The sequence below is a fragment of the Kitasatospora acidiphila genome (assembly GCF_006636205.1).
Taxonomy (GTDB): domain Bacteria; phylum Actinomycetota; class Actinomycetes; order Streptomycetales; family Streptomycetaceae; genus Kitasatospora; species Kitasatospora acidiphila.
Map to the genome: position 1 here is coordinate 5806021 of NZ_VIGB01000003.1, position 19124 is coordinate 5825144.

9 protein-coding genes and 3 rRNA genes are annotated in these 19124 nt (G+C 68.5%); 9 read left to right on the forward strand and 3 right to left on the reverse strand.

The window, feature by feature from the left end; genetic code table 11:
• Window positions 1-399: 399 nt before the first annotated feature.
• Window positions 400-2088, reverse strand: coding sequence for a carboxyl transferase domain-containing protein (locus E6W39_RS27585; protein WP_228718731.1), 1689 nt, complete (start codon window positions 2086-2088; stop codon window positions 400-402).
• 200 nt (window positions 2089-2288) lie between these two features.
• On the opposite strand from E6W39_RS27585, the gene E6W39_RS27590 reads away from it, so the two are divergent.
• The 3 genes from E6W39_RS27590 (at window position 2289) to E6W39_RS27600 (ending at window position 8691) form a co-directional block, all read left to right on the forward strand.
• On the forward strand, window positions 2289-3020 hold the full coding sequence (locus tag E6W39_RS27590; protein WP_141635799.1) for a TetR/AcrR family transcriptional regulator: 732 nt from the start codon (window positions 2289-2291) through the stop codon (window positions 3018-3020).
• Between the two features lie 322 nt (window positions 3021-3342).
• Window positions 3343-7236: an ABC transporter ATP-binding protein gene (locus E6W39_RS27595; protein WP_141635800.1), complete on the forward strand. Its 3894-nt coding sequence runs from the start codon at window positions 3343-3345 to the stop codon at window positions 7234-7236.
• Window positions 7237-7422: 186 nt separating this feature from the next.
• Window positions 7423-8691: an MFS transporter gene (locus E6W39_RS27600; RefSeq protein WP_141635801.1), complete on the forward strand. Its 1269-nt coding sequence runs from the start codon at window positions 7423-7425 to the stop codon at window positions 8689-8691.
• Between the two features lie 22 nt (window positions 8692-8713).
• Here the strand turns inward: E6W39_RS27600 and E6W39_RS27605 are convergent, their stop codons facing one another.
• Window positions 8714-9622, reverse strand: a complete 909-nt coding sequence (locus E6W39_RS27605) for an ATP-grasp domain-containing protein (protein ID WP_141635802.1) — start codon at window positions 9620-9622, stop codon at window positions 8714-8716.
• 185 nt (window positions 9623-9807) lie between these two features.
• Here E6W39_RS27605 and E6W39_RS27610 point away from each other — a divergent pair, with 185 nt between their 5' ends.
• Entirely contained in the window at window positions 9808-10311 is a 504-nt protein-coding gene (locus tag E6W39_RS27610; protein ID WP_141635803.1) for an NUDIX hydrolase, read from the forward strand.
• Between the two features lie 18 nt (window positions 10312-10329).
• On the opposite strand, the gene E6W39_RS27615 is transcribed toward E6W39_RS27610, so the two are convergent.
• Window positions 10330-11001 (reverse strand): hypothetical protein, encoded by a 672-nt coding sequence (locus tag E6W39_RS27615; protein ID WP_141635804.1) that lies wholly within the window; start codon window positions 10999-11001, stop codon window positions 10330-10332.
• 553 nt (window positions 11002-11554) lie between these two features.
• Here E6W39_RS27615 and E6W39_RS27620 point away from each other — a divergent pair.
• From E6W39_RS27620 to rrf, 5 genes are all read left to right on the forward strand, one after another.
• Window positions 11555-12502, forward strand: a complete 948-nt coding sequence (locus tag E6W39_RS27620; RefSeq protein WP_141635805.1) for a S66 peptidase family protein — start codon at window positions 11555-11557, stop codon at window positions 12500-12502.
• Between the two features lie 55 nt (window positions 12503-12557).
• The gene (locus E6W39_RS27625; RefSeq protein WP_141635806.1) at window positions 12558-13250 is read left to right on the forward strand and encodes a nucleoside/nucleotide kinase family protein; all 693 of its coding nucleotides are present in this window, start codon (window positions 12558-12560) and stop codon (window positions 13248-13250) included.
• Between the two features lie 617 nt (window positions 13251-13867).
• Window positions 13868-15389: ribosomal RNA gene (locus E6W39_RS27635) — 16S ribosomal RNA — on the forward strand.
• Between the two features lie 276 nt (window positions 15390-15665).
• Window positions 15666-18783, forward strand: a 23S ribosomal RNA gene (locus E6W39_RS27640).
• An 83-nt stretch (window positions 18784-18866) separates the two neighbouring features.
• Window positions 18867-18982: ribosomal RNA gene (gene rrf, locus E6W39_RS27645) — 5S ribosomal RNA — on the forward strand.
• The 16S, 23S and 5S rRNA genes sit together here, the layout of an rRNA operon.
• The last annotated feature ends 142 nt before the right edge of the window (window positions 18983-19124 follow it).

Sequence of the window (19124 nt, forward strand, 5' to 3'; positions counted from 1 at the left end):
CGAAAGGCGGTCAGCAGGTGTGACCAAGTGGAGTCGACGGAGGCGACGTTGCTCTTCGGGCGGCGGCTGCCACCTGACGGTCGGTTGGTTCACGGCAGTCGGCCGGCACGTGGTGGCCGACCAACCCGCGGTATCCAGACGACGCCCGACGGCCGACCGACGCATGGCTGCCGACCGATGTATGGCCGTCGGCCGGTACGTGGCTGCCGGTCGGTGGCCGCCTGCCCGGCGGAACCCGGCAGGCACCCGGCACCCAGCAGCCGGTCGGCACTGGACGGTCGGCGAGCCCGCGGCGGCCAGCCCACACGGCCTGGCCCGCCGGCGCCCACCGAGCAGGCGGCCGTCGGCGGGTCGTCCCGGTGGGCGCCGCTCTGGGGCCTGCCGTACCGACCATGGCGGTCACATCCGGAAGACGCCGTAGGGGGCGGGAGGTGTCAGCGGCGCGTTGGCGCAGGCGGTCAGGGCCAAGCCGACCACGGTGCGGGTGTCCTTCGGGTCGATCACCCCGTCGTCCCAGAGCCGCGCGGTGGCGTAGTAGGCGTTGCCCTGGCGCTCGTACTGCTCGCGCACGGGCCGCTTGAACTCCTCCTCCGCCTCGGCCGGCCACTCCTCGCCGCGGGCCTCGAACTGGTCGCGGCGGACGGTGGCGAGGACCGATGCCGCCTGCTCGCCGCCCATGACCGAGATCTTGGCGCCGGGCCACATCCACAGGAAGCGAGGTGAGTAGGCGCGACCGCACATCGAGTAGTTGCCCGCGCCGTAGGAGCCGCCGATCACCACGGTCAGCTTCGGGACCCGGGTGCAGGCCACAGCGGTGACCATCTTGGCGCCGTGCTTGGCGATACCGCCCGCCTCGTACTGGCGGCCGACCATGAAGCCGGTGATGTTCTGCAGGAAGAGCAGCGGGATGCCGCGCTGGTCGCAGAGCTCGATGAAGTGCGCGCCCTTGAGCGCGGACTCCGCGAACAGCACGCCGTTGTTGGCGACGATGCCCACCGGGTGGCCGTGGATCCGGGCGAAGCCGGTCACCAGGGTGGCGCCGTACTCCGCCTTGAACTCGGCGAAGCGGCTGCCGTCGACCAGGCGGGCGATCACCTCGCGCACGTCGTACGGCGTGCGCGGATCGACCGGGACGGCTCCGTACAGCTCGGCCGGGTCGACTGCGGGCGGCTCGACCGGGGCCAGCGCCCAGGGCTGCGGGCTGCGCGGACCGAGGTCGGCCACGATGGTGCGCACGATGGACAGGGCGTGCTCGTCGTTCTCGGCCAGGTGGTCCGTCACCCCCGAGGTGCGGGAGTGCAGTTCACCGCCGCCGAGTTCCTCGGCGGTCACGACCTCACCGGTCGCCGCCTTCACCAGCGGCGGCCCGCCCAGGAAGATGGTGCCCTGGTTGCGGACGATCACAGCCTGGTCGCTCATCGCCGGCACATAGGCGCCACCGGCGGTGCAGGAGCCGAGTACGGCGGCGATCTGCGGGATGCCCGCAGCGGAGAGCCGAGCCTGGTTGTAGAAGATCCGGCCGAAGTGGTCCCGGTCGGGGAAGACCTCGTCCTGCTTCGGCAGGAAGGCGCCGCCCGAGTCCACCAGGTAGATGCACGGCAGGCGGTTCTCCAGCGCCACCTCCTGCGCCCTCAGGTGCTTCTTCACCGTCATCGGGTAGTAGGTGCCGCCCTTGACCGTGGCGTCGTTGGCGACGATCATCACCTCGCGGCCGGCCACCCGGCCGATGCCGGCGATCACACCAGCGGCCGGTGCGGCGCCGTCGTAGAGGCCGTCGGCAGCCAGCGGGGCGATCTCCAGGAACGGCGAGGCCGGATCGAGCAGGGTGTCCACCCGATCGCGCGGCAGCAACTTGCCACGTGAGGTGTGCCGCTCCCGTGCCTTGGCGCCGCCGCCCAGCGCGGCAGCGGAGAGCTTGGCGCGCAGTTCGGCGACCAGCTCCTGGTGCGCCTCGACGTTGGTCCGATAAGCGGCAGACCCGGTGTCGATGGTGGACCGCAGCCGCGGGGCCGGAGCAGCCGCCGCGGCGGTCACCGCGGTCGGCCCGCTGGGTGCCGCGGTCTGGACCAGGCCGGCAGCCGAAGGCATGCCAGCGCGCGGCGATCCGGCGGTCTCCGGCGAATACGGAGAGACGAAGCCGGGGGTCGACAGGGTCATCCCAAGAGCTCCCTTGCGCCCGGGAACCAGCGGGCGATGAGCCGGATCGGCTTTTCGCCCCCAAGTTAATGATGGTTAACTCCTGGCGCCAGGTTAACCACCGATAACCGGCGCTGTCTACGATGGAGCCCATGCCGAACAGTCCTGTCGCATCTGTGACCCCTCGCCGAGACCAGATCCGTCGGGAGGCCGCACGGCTCTTCGCCGCGCGCGGGTTCCTCGGCGTCGGCGTGGACGAGATCGGCAAGGCGGTCGGCATCAGTGGCCCCGGGCTGTACCGCCACTTCCCCGGCAAGGACGCAATGCTCGCCGACCTGTTGATCGGCATCAGCGAGCGTCTGCTTGACGAGGGCCGCCGTCGATCGGCCGCCGCGGCGGGGCCGGCGGCCGCGCTGAACGCGCTGATCAGCGGCCATGTCGACTTCGCGCTGGACGACTCCGATCTGATCACCCTGCATGACCGCGAGCTGCTGCACCTGAAGGAGGAGGACCGGCGACGGGTGCGCCGCCTGCAGCGCGAGTACGTGGAGCTGTGGGTCGCCACCGTGCGGGCCGCGTTCCCCGCGCTCGCCGCCCCCACCGCCGGGCCGGCCGCGCGAGCCGCCGTGCACGCGGTCTTCGGGCTGCTGAACTCCACGCCGCACAGCCTGGGCGTACGCCCATCGGCCCAGGCCCAGCCGCAGGCCCCGTCCGAGCCTTCGTCACTGACTGCAACCGCAACCGCAACCGCCATGCCAGCCGACCGGGACGGCGGCAGCCGGATCGGCCTGCTACCGCGCGGCGAAATGGCGACCCTGCTGCACCGACTGGCCCAAGGCGCGTTCGCGGCAGCGGCCGGCCCCGACGGCGAGCAAGGCGACTGAGCCCAGCAGGCCGAGCAAGCCGAGCAAGTCGGCTAAGCCGAACCGGTCCGACACGCCGAGCGGGCCGGGCCGGGCGAACCAGCCGAGCAGATCGCCCCGTAAGGCAAGTAGACGGCTCCTCCGGTCCTAGGACGAGCGCCCGGGTGCGCCCCCGTCCGTCGACCGGTGCGCCCGTGTGCACCTGAGCGCAAGGCTGGGAGGGAAGGAAAGCCGGCCGTCGACTGTTGCTCCAGCCGGCCCCACCCGCCCACCGCAGAGCCCGTCCGTCGGCCCCGAATACATCGTGGACGACCGCCTCAGGAAATGGTTAGTATCCCTAAATATGCCTGATACTCACGGCTCCACCGGGGAGATATCCACAGCGTCGGAAGCAGCCGCCGCAAGGCAGACCCCCACACCGCCGACCGAAGCCGACAGCAGCACCGCAAGTCAGGGCTGGCTGCGTCGTCTGAACGCGTACTGCTGGCGTTACCGCCGCAACTTCCTGCTGTCCTTCGGCGCCTCGCTCGCCGGGATGGCGGTGACGGCGCTCGTCCCGCTGATCACCAAGATGATCATCGACGACGTCATCACCACCCACAAGCGCTCGCTCGCCCCCTGGGCCGTCGCGCTGATCGTGGCCGCGCTGCTGGTCTTCGTCTGCACCCAGGTCCGCCGCTACAGCGCCGGCCAGCTCGCCCTCGACGTGCAGCAGGACCTGCGCACCGACCTGTTCCGGTCGCTGACCCGGCTCGACGGGGCCCGCCAGGACCGCCTGGACACCGGCCAGGTGGTCGGCCGGGCCACCTCCGACCTGCAACTGGTCCACGGCCTGCTCTCGATGCTGCCGATGATGACCGGCAACCTGCTGCTCTTCCTGATGTCGATCGTGGTGATGTTCTGGCTCTCGCCGCTGCTCACCCTGATCGCCCTGGTGATGGCGCCGGCCCTGTGGTGGATCGCCGACCGCAGCCGCAAGCGCCTGTTCCCGGCCACCTGGGCCGCCCAGCAGGAGGCCGCGGCCGTGGCCGGCGTGGTGGATGGCGCGATCGGCGGCGTCCGGGTGGTCAAGGGCTTCGGCCAGGAGGAGCAGGAACTCGGCAAGCTGGAGCGCGCCTCGCGCGATCTCTACGGCGCCCGGCTGCGCTCGATCCGGCTGAACAGCCGCTTCACCCCGGCCCTGCAGGCCGTGCCGGCGCTCGGCCAGGTCGCCGTGCTGGCGCTGGGCGGCTGGCTGGCCGTCCATCACTCGGTCACCCTGGGCACCTTCGTCGCCTTCTCCACCTACGTGGCCCAGATGACCGGTCCGGTCCGGATGCTCACCATGGTGCTGACCGTCGGGCAGCAGGCGCGGGCCAGCGTGGAGCGGGTCTTCGAGCTGGTCGACGAGCGCCCGCTGGTCCAGCAGGCCCCGGACGCCCAGGAGCTGCGCCCGGTGGCGGGCGCCCCGGCACTGGAGTTCGACCAGGTCGACTTCCGGTACCAGGCAGCCGATCAGCACCACGCCGAGGCCGACCACACCGAGGCCGACCACACCGACGCCGATCGCGCCGAGGCCGACCACACCGATGCTCCAGCCGACGCCTCGGCCGAAGCCCCCGCCGTCCTGCGCGGCCTGTCGCTGAGCGTGGCCCCGGGCGAGACCCTGGCGCTGGTGGGTGCCTCCGGCTCCGGCAAGTCGACCGTCGCCCAGCTGATCCCGCGGTTCTACGACCCGACCGCCGGCACGGTCCGGCTCCACGGCCAGGACCTGCGCGACCTGACCTTGGACGCCGTCCGCTCGGTGGTCGGCATCGTGCCGGAGGACAGCTTCCTGTTCTCCGACACGGTCCGCGCCAACATCGCCTTCGGCCGCCCGGACGCCACCGATGAGGAGATCGAGGCCGCCGCCCGCGCCGCCCAGGCCGACGAGTTCATCCGCGCGCTGCCCGAGGGCTACCAGACCAAGGTGGGGGAGCAGGGTCTGACCCTCTCCGGCGGTCAGCGCCAGCGGATCGCCCTGGCCCGCGCGATCCTCGCCGACCCCCAGGTGCTGCTGCTGGACGACGCGACCTCGGCCGTCGACCCGCAGATCGAGGCCGAGATCCACCGGGCGCTGCACCAGGTGATGGCCGACCGCACCACCGTGCTGATCGCCCACCGCCGCTCCACCCTGCAGCTGGCCGACCGGATCGCGGTGCTGGACCGCGGCGGACTGCTCGACATCGGCACCCACGAGGAGCTCGAGGAGCGCTGTCCGCAGTACCGGGCACTGATCACCGACCCGGATGCCGCACCCGTGGCCCGTCCGGACGCCGCCCCCGGGCCGGACGCGGCCCCGGCGCCCGTCCGCACTCCGGCCGCCGCGCCCCAGACCAGCGCCGCCCGCTCGGCCGACCCCGAGCTGCTGGCCAAGGTCGCGGCACTGCCCCCGGCGACCGACACCCCGGCCGTGCCGCTCGCCGAGGCCGCCGCCGGCGACCCGGACTTCTCGCTGGCCCGCCTGCTGAAGCCGTTCCGCCCGGCCCTCGTGCTGGCCTTCGTGCTGCTCGCACTGGACGCCGTGGCCGGCCTGGTGCTGCCGATCCTGATCCGGCACGGCATCGACAACGGCGTCACCAAGGCCGCGATGTCCGGCGTCACGGCCGCCTCGGCGGCCGCACTGGTCGTGGTGCTGCTCGACTGGCTGGTGCAGAGCTTCGAGTCCAGGGTCAGCGGCCGGACCGGCGAGCGGGTGCTCTACAGCCTGCGGCTGAAGATCTTCGCGCACCTCAACCGGCTCGGCCTGGACTACTACGAGCGCGAGCTGTCCGGCCGGATCATGACCCGGATGACCACCGACGTGGACGCGCTCAGCTCGTTCCTGCAGACCGGAGTGGTCACCGCGGTGGTCAGCCTGATCACCTTCTTCGGCATCTTCGTGGCCCTGCTGCTGATCGACGCGGGCCTGGCCCTCACCGTCTTCGCGGTGCTGCCGGTACTGGCCGTCGCCACCGTGGTGTTCCGCCGCAAGTCCAAGGCGCAGTACCAGGTGTCGCGCGAGCTGATCAGCACGGTCAACGCCGACCTGCAGGAGAACGTCGCCGGGATGCGGATCGTGCAGGCGTTCCGGCGCGAGAACGACACCGTGGCCCGGTTCGTCGAGCGCTCCACCGAGTACCGCAACGCCCGTGCCCGGGCCCAGCTGTACATCTCGGTGTACTTCCCGTTCGTGCAGTTCCTGTCCAGCGTCGCCGCCGCGCTGGTGCTGATCGCCGGCGCCTCCCGGGTGCACGACCACACCCTGACGGTCGGTGCGCTGGTCGCCTACCTGCTCTACATCGACCTGTTCTTCGCTCCGGTGAACCAGCTCTCCCAGCTCTTCGACGGCTACCAGCAGGCCGCGGTGGGCCTGAGCCGGGTCCGCGAGCTGCTGCGCACCCCGACCAGCACTCCGCCGGCCGCCGACCCGGTGCCGGTGCAGCAATTGCGCGGCGAGGTCGGCTTCGAGGGCGTCACCTTCGCCTACAACGGCGGCGGCCAGGGCAACCCCGAGGTACTGACCGGCATCGACCTGCGGATCCCGGCCGGCCAGACGGTCGCCCTGGTGGGTGAGACCGGCGCCGGCAAGTCCACCTTGATGAAGCTGGTCGCCCGGTTCTACGACGCCACCGGCGGCACGGTCCGGATCGACGGCACCGACGTCACCACGTTCGACATGACGGCCTACCGCCGCCGGCTCGGCGTGGTCCCGCAGGAGGCCTACCTGTTCGCCGGCACGGTGCGCGACGCGATCGCCTACGGCCGGCCCGAGGCCACCGACGCCGAGGTGATGGCGGCGGCGAAGGCGGTCGGCGCCCACGAGATGATCAGTGGTCTGCGCGGCGGCTACCAGCACGAGGTGACCGGCCGCGGCCGCAACCTCTCCGCAGGCCAGCGCCAGTTGATCGCCCTGGCCCGCGCCGAGCTGGTCGACCCCGACATCCTGCTGCTCGACGAGGCCACCGCCGCCCTCGACCTCGCCACCGAGGCGGCCGTCAACCGCGCCTGGGACCTGCTGCAGGAGGGCCGGCCGAGCCGGCCGCAGGGCCGCACCACCCTGGTGATCGCCCACCGCCTCACCACCGCGGAGCGCGCCGACCGCGTGGTGGTGCTCGACCACGGACGGGTGGTGGAGGACGGCACGCACGCCGGGCTGCTGGCGGCCGACGGGGTGTACGCGCGGCTCTGGCGGGCGTTCATCGCCGACGGCAGGATGCCCGCCGAGGTAGCCGGCTGACGGGTCGTTCGATCACGGACGGATCTCGCGGCGGTCTCGGCTCCGCGCCGACTCGGCCGACTTCCGGGTAACGGGGCGCCATCTGGTACGCGGGTGGCGCCCCGACCTGGTAGACATGCGGGGCGACCGTGCGGGGAGAGCGGGGCGCGCTCCTGAATCCCCCTGAGGTCGAGAGGCCCCGAGCCCATGTCCCCGCGCCTTCGCGTGGCGGGGCGCAGTACTGCGCACCACGCTCCCCATCCGGCCGCCGCCACCAGCCTGGCACTGGTCGCCCTCTTCACGGTCGGCTCACTGCCCGGCTACCTGGCCCCGGTCATCGTCAGCCGCCTCATCGGGCACTCCGGTCTGACGGCGGCTCAGGCCGGCGTCGCCGGCAGTGCCCTGCTGCTCGCCTCGGCCTGCGCCGGAATCGCCCTGGCCGGCCGGGTCGCCGCGCTCGGCCAGGGGCGGCTGGCCCGGCTCGGCCTGGTCCTGCTGCTGATCGGCGCCGCAACGGCCGGTACCGCGCCACCCGGGCAGCCCCGGCTGCTGGTCACCGGCTGCCTGCTCGGCGGGCTGGGCGCCGGCACCGCCGCCGCGGTCGCGGCCACCGGCATCGCCGCCGCGGCCGAGCCGCACCGCACCTCGGTGCGCGGCCTGCTCGCCACCTCCGGCACCGCCAGCCTCCTCTACCTCCTGTTGCCCAGGCTGGGCCAAGATCCCGCGCTGCCGTTCCTGGCCCTGGTGCTGCTCGGCGCGCTGGCCTTTCCGCTGACCCTGCGCCTGCCCGCCGGCCCGACCCGGCGCGCGACCGAACCGGCACCGCCGCGCCTGCCGCGCCGCGGCGCCGGACTGGCGCTGGTGGCGAGCCTGGCGCTCTGGTCGCTGGCGCAGAACGCGCTCTGGGCGGTGAGCGCACAGATCGGGCTGCACCAGGCCTGCCTGACGGAGCGTCGACTCGGGCTGGTGCTCGCCCTGGCGCTCGGCGGCGGACTGCTCGGCGTGCTGGCGGCCGACGCGCTGGGCGACCGCGCGGGTCGAGCGCTTCCGGTCGGCGCCGGCACGGCGGCCATCGCGGTCTGTGTCACGGTGAGCGCGGTGACCCGTTCGGCCAGCGGCTTCGCAGGCGGCGAGGTGCTCTGGAACGGGCTCTACCCGCTGGTGCTCAGCTACCTGATCGGGGCGGCCGCCGCCCTCGACCCGGCCGGCCGCTGGACCGTGCTGGCCGGCTGCGCCTGCGCGCTGGGCCTGGCCGGCGGCCCGCTGACCGGCGCCACCCTGACCGCCTGGGCCGGCTACCGATGGCTCGGCGCCGCCCTGGGCGGGGTGCTGCTGCTGACCGCGGTCCCGCTCACCCTGGTCGCCCGCACCGCCGCCCGCACCGCCGCCCGGGCCGCCGAACCCCCGCCCGATGGCACCGCGCAGACGGGGTTGCCCGCCCAGCGGCCACCCGGCGACCGGACGCCGCGAAGCTGACCGGTGGAGCTGACCGGTGAAGCTACGTCGAGATGAGTGAGGAGATCAGGCCGGACACCTCGGTGCCTCGCGGCAGGTCGCTGACCTGGCCGTCGCCGACCTCGACGACCATCCAGCCGCCGCCGTCGGCCAGTCGGGCCAGGTCGGTGGTGACGAACCGGCAGCCGAGTGAGCGCACCAGCGAGCGGACCACCGTCAGGTCCGGCGCGGGCAGGAGCTCCGGTGTGTCCGGGTGCGGCCCGGTCAGCACCGGCTCGCCGTCCACCCACCAGACCCGGGCCTCGGCCGCCCGCACCGGCCGATCCGCGGTGTTCGGCCCGGCCACCCCGCCGTCGGCGGGTGCGAACGCGTGGAACCGCCGCAGCACCACGCCGCCGGCCAGGAACTCGCCCTGCAGTTCGACGAATCGGGCGACCACCCGGGTCAGCGCGGGCAGGTCGGCGAGGTCCGGGATGTAGCACGCCTCGTGCCACTCGTGCTTGCGCGACTTGACGTAGTCCTTGACGATGGCCGGTCCCTGCCCGCCCAGCCGGGCCGCCGCCCGGGCGAGCTCCTCCGGGTCGGCTGCGGCCGGCAGCCAGACGCTGTCCGGCGTGGCCCCCTCGAACGTGCTGTACCAGCCGGGCAGCTCGTGGGCCGTGGCGTAGGCGGCGGCGCTGGTCAGCAGCTGGCAGCCGCGCTCCGCGAGGGCACGGACGAACCCCGCGTAGGCGGCCACCGGCAGCATCCAGCCCCGGTACCAGGCCGGACCGGTGCCGATCGGCACCTGCCGGACCGCCTCCGCGGCCGCACCGGCGAGCAGCGCGTCATGGTCGACCAGCGCGGTCTCGCCGCCCAGCCCACGGACCAGTTGGGCCTCGTAGGAGAAGTGCGGGTCGACGCGCCGAGGGTTCAGCGGGTCCTGCGGCAGCAGGATGGTCGGGGCTGGCATGGCCCACAGGGTAGCGGGGCAGCGGCTGCCGAACGGTCGGTTTGACCGCCCTGCGCGGCGGGCGCGTCCGACGATCGGTGCGCCGGGAAGTGCAATCGGGAGCGCAGGAGGGCGCTCGGGTGGCGGGGAGGGCGCACCGGACCGGCGAGTCGACACCGGTAGCGCCCCACTGGCAAGCTGCCCGGATGCGAACTCCCCGTCAGGCCGCCAGGACCGTGGTGATCGACCCGGACGGCGCGGTCTTCCTGCTCCGCTCCGACAACGACGAGGTCGGCCCGCACTGGAACCCGCCCGGCGGCGGCATCGACCCCGGCGAGACCCCCGAACAGGGCGCCCGGCGCGAGCTTCGCGAGGAGACCGGCTGGCACGACCTGAGCCCCGGCCCGCTGCTCTGCACCTGGGAGCACGACTTCACCAGGATGGGCGTCCCGGTCCGCCAGTCGGAGCACATCTACGTGACCCGGGGCCCCCACCGCGGCCCGGTCGGCGACGTCAGTGAGGCCCACGCCCAGGACCGGATCCTGGACTGGCGCTGGTGGACGCCCGCCGAGCTGGCCGATCCGAAGGCCGAACCGCTCTGGCCGCCGACCCTCGCCGAACTGGTCACCGCCATCCAGGCAGCTTGGGCCGAGGGACGCGAGGGGATCGACCCGGTGCACTACGGCTACCTTCCCAACCCGCCGCACTGACCGAGACCGCGGCAGCCGTCAGGAACGGCGACGGGCCCCGGGCCGCTCGGCAGCCACCTGCCAGTCCCGGGGCCGCAGCTCCCGATCGTGCAGGGCCTCGGTGTTCACCACGACCGAGAGCTCGGCCTCGGCCAGCTCAGCCCGGCTCAGCCCGGTGGTTTCGAGCAGCAGCTCGGTCGGCACCGAGATCGCGATCGACGGCCGCCAGGCGGGCAGCACGGCGAGTGTGGTGCCCCGGCCCACCTTGATCAGTTTCGCGCCGACCCGGCGACGGGAGTCCTCCGCACGCGCCCCGCCCAGCGGAACCGACTGACGCGGACTGCCGATCAGGACCCCCAGTGGGGTCTCCGAGAGCACCGCCGGCTCCTCGGGCCCACTGCTCAACGGCGCTACCGGCTCCGCTGGCGCCTGCGGCTCGGCCAGCGCCCAGCCGTGTCCATCCCCGGCAGCCGAGGCGCTGGGCGCGCCGGGCCGGCTCGCACGGCGCGGCGGCAGCTGGCGCCGGACCCGTGGCCGGGGGCGCCCACTGCGCGGCGTCCAGCCATCCGCCGTCCCCTGCAGGGCCCGTGCGCCGTCCCGCTGGGCCGGCACCGATCCGTCCCGAGGCTCAGCCGCCGCCTGGCAGTCGGCTGCGGCACCGGCGAGCGCGAGCAACTCCCGGACTTCGCTGACCGACTGATGACTGGCCACCGCCAGATCACCCAGATCCGCCCCTGCTCATACGCGGACCGCAGCCGTTCGGCCAGCCCGGCACGGAGGTTGGCCGTCGTCGCGCCCGCGTCCGAGCGCTCGACGGCATCAGGGGCAGCGGCGGCCGGCCCGGAGGCGGCGCCATCGACCGGCGCGGACCCCGACGAGGAGTCGGTGACCGACTCGGAAACCGACGAGGCGTCAGCGACCACCGACCGGCTCGATCCGGTCGGCGAACAGACCTGGGGCAGCGCGGACTCCGCCGGAGCAGCGCAGGGCTGATTCGGTGTGTCCATCGGAACGAACGACGAGCTCATCGGTAGGTCCTCCGCTGTACAGTCCGCCCGAATCCTGCCGTACCGGATGCGGAACGTCCATGCCGAAACCAAGCCAAACGGACAGGCCGTCCGGCGGATACCTCCGGCCACCACGGTGAACTGACCGCCCATCAGTGACCGAGCCCGGTGCGCGGTCGTCCACACCCAGACATCAGATGCCCGCTGAGCGGTGACAATAAGGTCGAACACCTGAACCGGCGCAAAGGACGACCCACATGGCCACCCCCTCCGCCGCATCCAGCGGCCTCACCCGCCCGCGCCGACTCGTCCCCGGCGACCGGGTGGCCGTGGTGGCACCCAGCGGCCCGATCGACCCCGACCGCCTCGACGCCGGCTGCGCCCTGCTCCGGTCCTGGGGGCTGGAACCGGTCGTGGCCCCCCACGTTCTCGGCGCCCATCCGCGGCTGCGCCACTTCTCCGGCACCGACGCCGAGCGCGCCGCCGACTTCCAGCAGGCCTGGCTCGATCCCGGCATCGGCGCCGTCATATGCGCCCGCGGCGGCTACGGCGCACAGCGGGTCGTCGACCTGGTCGACTGGACGGCGCTGACTGCCGTGCCGCCCAAGGTGCTGATCGGGTTCAGCGACGTCACGGTGCTGCACGAGCAGGTGGCCCAGCGCCTCGGCCTCGCCTCGCTGTACGGGCCGATGGCCGCGGCCACCTCATTCGTCACCGAACCCGGCACCGCCGAACACCTGCGCCGCACCCTCTTCGAACCCGAGACGGTGCGCATCCTGACCGGTCCCGAGGCCGGCCCGCTCGTCCCCGGCCGGGCCCAGGGCGTCCTCGCCGGCGGCTGCGCGTCGGTGCTCGCCGTCGACCGTGGCACGCCAAGCGCCCGTTCCTCCTTCGCGGGCAGCCTGCTGATCCTCGAGGACGTCAACGAGCACCCCTACCAACTCGACCGGATCCTCACCCAGTTGATCCGCTCCGGTGCGCTGGAGGGCGTGCGGGGAGTCGTGCTCGGCTCCTGGGAAGGGTGCGGGGCGCCGGAGCGGGTGCGTGACGTGATCCTGGAGCGCCTCGGCCCGCTGGAGATTCCGATCCTCTGGGAGCTCGGGTTCGGGCACGGCCCGTCCACGCTCACTGTGCCGCTGGGTCTGCCCGCTGTGCTGGACGCCGATGCCGGCACCCTCACGCTGGACCTGCCGGCCCTTGCCTGAACAGCCGCATTGTTTCCGCCCACTGGACGGTTTCCGCCCTCTGGACAATGGAGCGATGGAGAACGGTCGAACCGAACGTCGTGACGAGCCTGCCGCACTCGCCGGTGAATTGCTCGGCAGGTTGCACGCCTCTCGGACGGGCGGGCGACTGCTGCTCGGCTTGACCGGCGCACCCGGCGCGGGGAAGTCGACCCTCGCCCGCCGCCTGGTCGCGGAGGTCAACCGCGCCGCCGGCGCCGGCACGGCCGCCTATGCACCCATGGACGGCTTCCACCTCTCCAACGGCCAACTCGACCGACTCGGCCTGAGGCACCGCAAGGGCTCGCCGTCCAGCTTCGACGTACGCGGCTACGTGGCCCTGCTCCGCAGACTCGTCGGCGACCGGTTCCATGACATCTACGTACCGGACTTCGACCGCGTCCTCGACGAGCCGGTGGCGGCTCGCCATCTGGTCACGCCCAGCACCCGGCTGGTCGTGACGGAAGGCAACTACCTCGCTGCCGACGCACCCGGCTGGACCGAGGTCCGCGAGCTGCTGCACGAGGTCTGGTACCTGGACGCGGCCGACGACCTTCGCGCGGAGCGGTTGACTGCCCGCCAGCTGGCCGGCGGCCGTGACCTGGAGGAGGCCCGTGCCTGGGTGCGGCAGAACGACCAGCCGAACGGCGAGTACGTGAAGCTGAGCCGGTCGCGCTGCACCCGTACTGTCCGGGTGGCCCGGTTTGCCCCGGCCGATGAAGAGGAGTAGTGTTCACTAGTCGCTCGGCTGGGAGCACCGGACACGTGTCTGCGCGGACGGTCCCGGAGCGGCCACTCTCCCGAAACACCTCTTCAGCAGTCCATTGCGGCTTTTCGCGCGTACATGCCTTTTATAGGCCCGCGCGGAGGCGCTCGTTCTGCTGTGCCGGTAATTCTTGAGTGTGCGGCCGGATTCGCTTTTCGGGGCGGAACTGAGCTAAAGTTCAACACGTCGGACGGGCCGTCAGGTCCGATACGGCGAAGGCCTCCTGAGGCCGAAGCGGCGCGGAAGACCTGGTAAGGTTGGAAACACCGAGAGCGAGTCGGAAAAAGCCGGAAGGCGGATCTGATAGGCTCGAAACACGAAAGAACGAAGCGCCCGGAGAAAACGCGGAAGCGAATTCGAAGGAAGCGTCCGTTCCTTGAGAACTCAACAGCGTGCCAAAAGTCAACGCCAGATATGTTGACATCCCCGGCCTTGATCCTTCCGGATCGGGGTTGGAGATTCCTTTTGAAATAAACACTAGCGAGGACGCAGTGCACGGGGCCACCCTATTCCGGTGGTTGCTGTGCCGCTCTGCGCGAGTGTCGACCGGCCGCTTTTAATTAAGCATGGCCGAGTATACATTCACGGAGAGTTTGATCCTGGCTCAGGACGAACGCTGGCGGCGTGCTTAACACATGCAAGTCGAACGGTGAAGCCCTTCGGGGTGGATCAGTGGCGAACGGGTGAGTAACACGTGGGCAATCTGCCCTGCACTCTGGGACAAGCCCTGGAAACGGGGTCTAATACCGGATATGACCTGGAGCCGCATGGCTCCGGGTGGAAAGCTCCGGCGGTGCAGGATGAGCCCGCGGCCTATCAGCTTGTTGGTGGGGTAATGGCCTACCAAGGCGACGACGGGTAGCCGGCCTGAGAGGGCGACCGGCCACACTGGGACTGAGACACGGCCCAGACTCCTACGGGAGGCAGCAGTGGGGAATATTGCACAATGGGCGAAAGCCTGATGCAGCGACGCCGCGTGAGGGATGACGGCCTTCGGGTTGTAAACCTCTTTCAGCAGGGAAGAAGCGCAAGTGACGGTACCTGCAGAAGAAGCACCGGCTAACTACGTGCCAGCAGCCGCGGTAATACGTAGGGTGCGAGCGTTGTCCGGAATTATTGGGCGTAAAGAGCTCGTAGGCGGCCTGTCGCGTCGGATGTGAAAGCCCGGGGCTTAACCCCGGGTCTGCATTCGATACGGGCAGGCTAGAGTGTGGTAGGGGAGATCGGAATTCCTGGTGTAGCGGTGAAATGCGCAGATATCAGGAGGAACACCGGTGGCGAAGGCGGATCTCTGGGCCATTACTGACGCTGAGGAGCGAAAGCGTGGGGAGCGAACAGGATTAGATACCCTGGTAGTCCACGCCGTAAACGTTGGGAACTAGGTGTTGGCGACATTCCACGTCGTCGGTGCCGCAGCTAACGCATTAAGTTCCCCGCCTGGGGAGTACGGCCGCAAGGCTAAAACTCAAAGGAATTGACGGGGGCCCGCACAAGCAGCGGAGCATGTGGCTTAATTCGACGCAACGCGAAGAACCTTACCAAGGCTTGACATATACCGGAAACGGCTAGAGATAGTCGCCCCCTTGTGGTCGGTATACAGGTGGTGCATGGTTGTCGTCAGCTCGTGTCGTGAGATGTTGGGTTAAGTCCCGCAACGAGCGCAACCCTTGTTCTGTGTTGCCAGCATGCCTTTCGGGGTGATGGGGACTCACAGGAGACTGCCGGGGTCAACTCGGAGGAAGGTGGGGATGACGTCAAATCATCATGCCCCTTATGTCTTGGGCTGCACACGTGCTACAATGGCCGGTACAAAGGGCTGCGATACCGTGAGGTGGAGCGAATCCCAAAAAGCCGGTCTCAGTTCGGATTGGGGTCTGCAACTCGACCCCATGAAGTTGGAGTTGCTAGTAATCGCAGATCAGCATGCTGCGGTGAATACGTTCCCGGGCCTTGTACACACCGCCCGTCACGTCACGAAAGTCGGTAACACCCGAAGCCGGTGGCCTAACCCTTGGGAGGGAGCCGTCGAAGGTGGGACCAGCGATTGGGACGAAGTCGTAACAAGGTAGCCGTACCGGAAGGTGCGGCTGGATCACCTCCTTTCTAAGGAGCACATAGCCGGATGCGAGCGAATGTCTCGCACGGTTGCTCATGGGTGGAACGTTGACTATTCGGCACACAGGGTTGGTTGTCTCCTAGTACTGCTTCGGCGTGGAACGGGTTCAAGTGATCGGGTGTGTCGGGCACGTTGTTGGGTCCTGAGGGAACGGCCGTAAGGCTGTTTCTTCAGTGCCGGTCTCATGTGAGGCTGTCTTCGGATGGCTGAGTGTGGGTGTCTGGTCGTTGTTTGAGAACTGCACAGTGGACGCGAGCATCTGTGGCCAAGTTTTTAAGGGCGCACGGTGGATGCCTTGGCACCAGGAACCGATGAAGGACGTGGGAGGCCGCGATAGGCCCCGGGGAGCTGTCAACCGAGCTTTGATCCGGGGGTGTCCGAATGGGGAAACCCGGCAGCCGTCATGGGCTGTCACCCATACCTGAACACATAGGGTATGTGGAGGGAACGCGGGGAAGTGAAACATCTCAGTACCCGCAGGAAGAGAAAACAACCGTGATTCCGGGAGTAGTGGCGAGCGAAACCGGATGAGGCTAAACCTTGAGCGTGTGAGACCCGGCAGGGGTTGCGCTTGAGGGGTCGTGGGATTTTTCTTGATCGGTCTGCCGGCCGGTCGGCGAGTCAGAAACCGTATGGGTAGTCGAAGGACATGCGAAAGGTCCGGCGTAGAGGGTAAGACCCCCGTAGACGAAATCTGTACGGCTCGCTTGAAGAACACCCAAGTAGCACGGGGCCCGAGAAATCCCGTGTGAATCTGGCGGGACCACCCGCTAAGCCTAAATATTCCCTGGTGACCGATAGCGGATAGTACCGTGAGGGAATGGTGAAAAGTACCGCGGGAGCGGAGTGAAATAGTACCTGAAACCGTGTGCCTACAAGCCGTGGGAGCGTCGTTGGTCGGCTTGCCGGCCAGCCGTGACTGCGTGCCTTTTGAAGAATGAGCCTGCGAGTTTGCGGTGTGTAGCGAGGTTAACCCGTGTGGGGTAGCCGTAGCGAAAGCGAGTCCGAATAGGGCGATACAGTTGCATGCCCAAGACCCGAAGCGGAGTGATCTAGCCATGGGCAGGTTGAAGCGCGGGTAAGACCGTGTGGAGGACCGAACCCACCAGGGTTGAAAACCTGGGGGATGACCTGTGGTTAGGGGTGAAAGGCCAATCAAACTCCGTGATAGCTGGTTCTCCCCGAAATGCATTTAGGTGCAGCGTCGCGTGTTTCTTGCCGGAGGTAGAGCACTGGATAGGCGATGGGCCTCACCGGGTTACTGACCTTAGCCAAACTCCGAATGCCGGTAAGTGAGAGCGCGGCAGTGAGACTGTGGGGATAAGCTCCATGGTCGAGAGGGAAACAGCCCAGAACACCGACTAAGGTCCCTAAGCGTGTGCTAAGTGGGAAAGGATGTGGAGTCGCAGAGACAACCAGGAGGTTGGCTTAGAAGCAGCCACCCTTGAAAGAGTGCGTAATAGCTCACTGGTCAAGTGATTCCGCGCCGACAATGTAGCGGGGCTCAAGTACACCACCGAAGTCGTGTCATTCACAGAATACGCCCAACGGCGCTGTGGATGGGTAGGGGAGCGTCGTGTGCCGGGTGAAGCGGCCGAGGAATCGAGTCGTGGACGGTATACGAGTGAGAATGCAGGCATGAGTAGCGATACAAGAGTGGGAAACTCTTGCGCCGATTGACCAAGGGTTCCTGGGTCAAGCTGATCTGCCCAGGGTAAGTCGGGACCTAAGGCGAGGCCGACAGGCGTAGTCGATGGACAACGGGTTGATATTCCCGTACCCGCTTTGAAGCGCCAACGGCGAACCAGGTGATGCTAAGCCCGTGAAGCCGCCCCGGAGTCTTCGGACAAAGGGGAGTGGTGGAGCCGGTGACCCAAGTCTGTAGTAGCTGAGCGATGGGGTGACGCAGGAAGGTAGTCCAGCCCGGGCGGTGGTTGTCCCGGGGTAAGGGTGTAGGGCGTTGCGTAGGCAAATCCGCGCAACATGTGCCTGAGACCTGATGCCGAGCCGATTGTGGTGAAGTGGATGATCCTATGCTGTCGAGAAAAGCCTCTAGCGAGTTTCATGGCGGCCCGTACCCCAAACCGACTCAGGTGGTCAGGTAGAGAATACCGAGGCGTTCGGGTGAACTATGGTTAAGGAACTCGGCAAAATGCCCCCGTAACTTCGGGAGAAGGGGGGCCCCTCCTGGTGATGGCACGTGCTGCCTGAGCTGGGGGTGGCCGCAGAGACCAGCGAGAAGCGACTGTTTACTAAAAACACAGGTCCGTGCGAAGCCGTAAGGCGATGTATACGGACTGACGCCTGCCCGGTGCTGGAACGTTAAGGGGACCGGTTAGCTCTGATTCGTCGGGGCGAAGCTGAGAACTTAAGCGCCAGTAAACGGCGGTGGTAACTATAACCATCCTAAGGTAGCGAAATTCCTTGTCGGGTAAGTTCCGACCTGCACGAATGGCGTAACGACTTCTCGACTGTCTCAACCATAGGCCCGGTGAAATTGCATTACGAGTAAAGATGCTCGTTTCGCGCAGCAGGACGGAAAGACCCCGGGACCTTTACTATAGCTTGATATTGGTGTTCGGTTCGGCTTGTGTAGGATAGGTGGGAGACTGTGAAGCAGCAACGCCAGTTGTTGTGGAGTCGCCGTTGAAATACCACTCTGGTCGTGCTGGATGTCTAACCTGGGTCCGTGATCCGGATCAGGGACAGTGTCTGGTGGGTAGTTTAACTGGGGCGGTTGCCTCCTAAAGGGTAACGGAGGCGCCCAAAGGTTCCCTCAGCCTGGTTGGCAATCAGGTGTTGAGTGTAAGTGCACAAGGGAGCTTGACTGTGAGACCGACGGGTCGAGCAGGTGCGAAAGCAGGGACTAGTGATCCGGCGGTGGCTTGTGGAAGCGCCGTCGCTCAACGGATAAAAGGTACCCCGGGGATAACAGGCTGATCTTCCCCAAGAGTCCATATCGACGGGATGGTTTGGCACCTCGATGTCGGCTCGTCGCATCCTGGGGCTGGAGTAGGTCCCAAGGGTTGGGCTGTTCGCCCATTAAAGCGGTACGCGAGCTGGGTTTAGAACGTCGTGAGACAGTTCGGTCCCTATCCGCTGTGCGCGTAGGAGTGTTGAGAAGGGCTGTCCCTAGTACGAGAGGACCGGGACGGACGAACCTCTGGTGTGCCAGTTGTTCTGCCAAGGGCATGGCTGGTTGGCTACGTTCGGGAGGGATAACCGCTGAAAGCATCTAAGCGGGAAGCCTGCTTCGAGATGAGCACTCCCACCTCCTTGAGAGGGTAAGGCTCCCAGTAGACGACTGGGTTGATAGGCCGGATGTGGAAGCCCCGTGAGGGGTGGAGCTGACCGGTACTAATAGGCCGAGGGCTTGTCCTCAGTTGCTCGCGTCCACTGTGTTGTTCTGAAACAACGACCCCACCGCATTTGAGGCGGTGGTGCGGCCGATAGTTTCATAGTGTTTCGGTGGTCATAGCGTGAGGGAAACGCCCGGTTACATTCCGAACCCGGAAGCTAAGCCTTACAGCGCCGATGGTACTGCAGGGGGACCCTGTGGGAGAGTAGGACGCCGCCGAACAATTCTTCAGAAGAAGCCCCGACGGGCAACCGTCGGGGCTTCTTCGCGTTTCCGGAGAGGCTCCGAGGGCGGGGGAGCGCACGGTACGGAAGGTATGTCCGAGTAGTATCCGGGGCGTCCACGTCGAACTCAGGGGTTGATC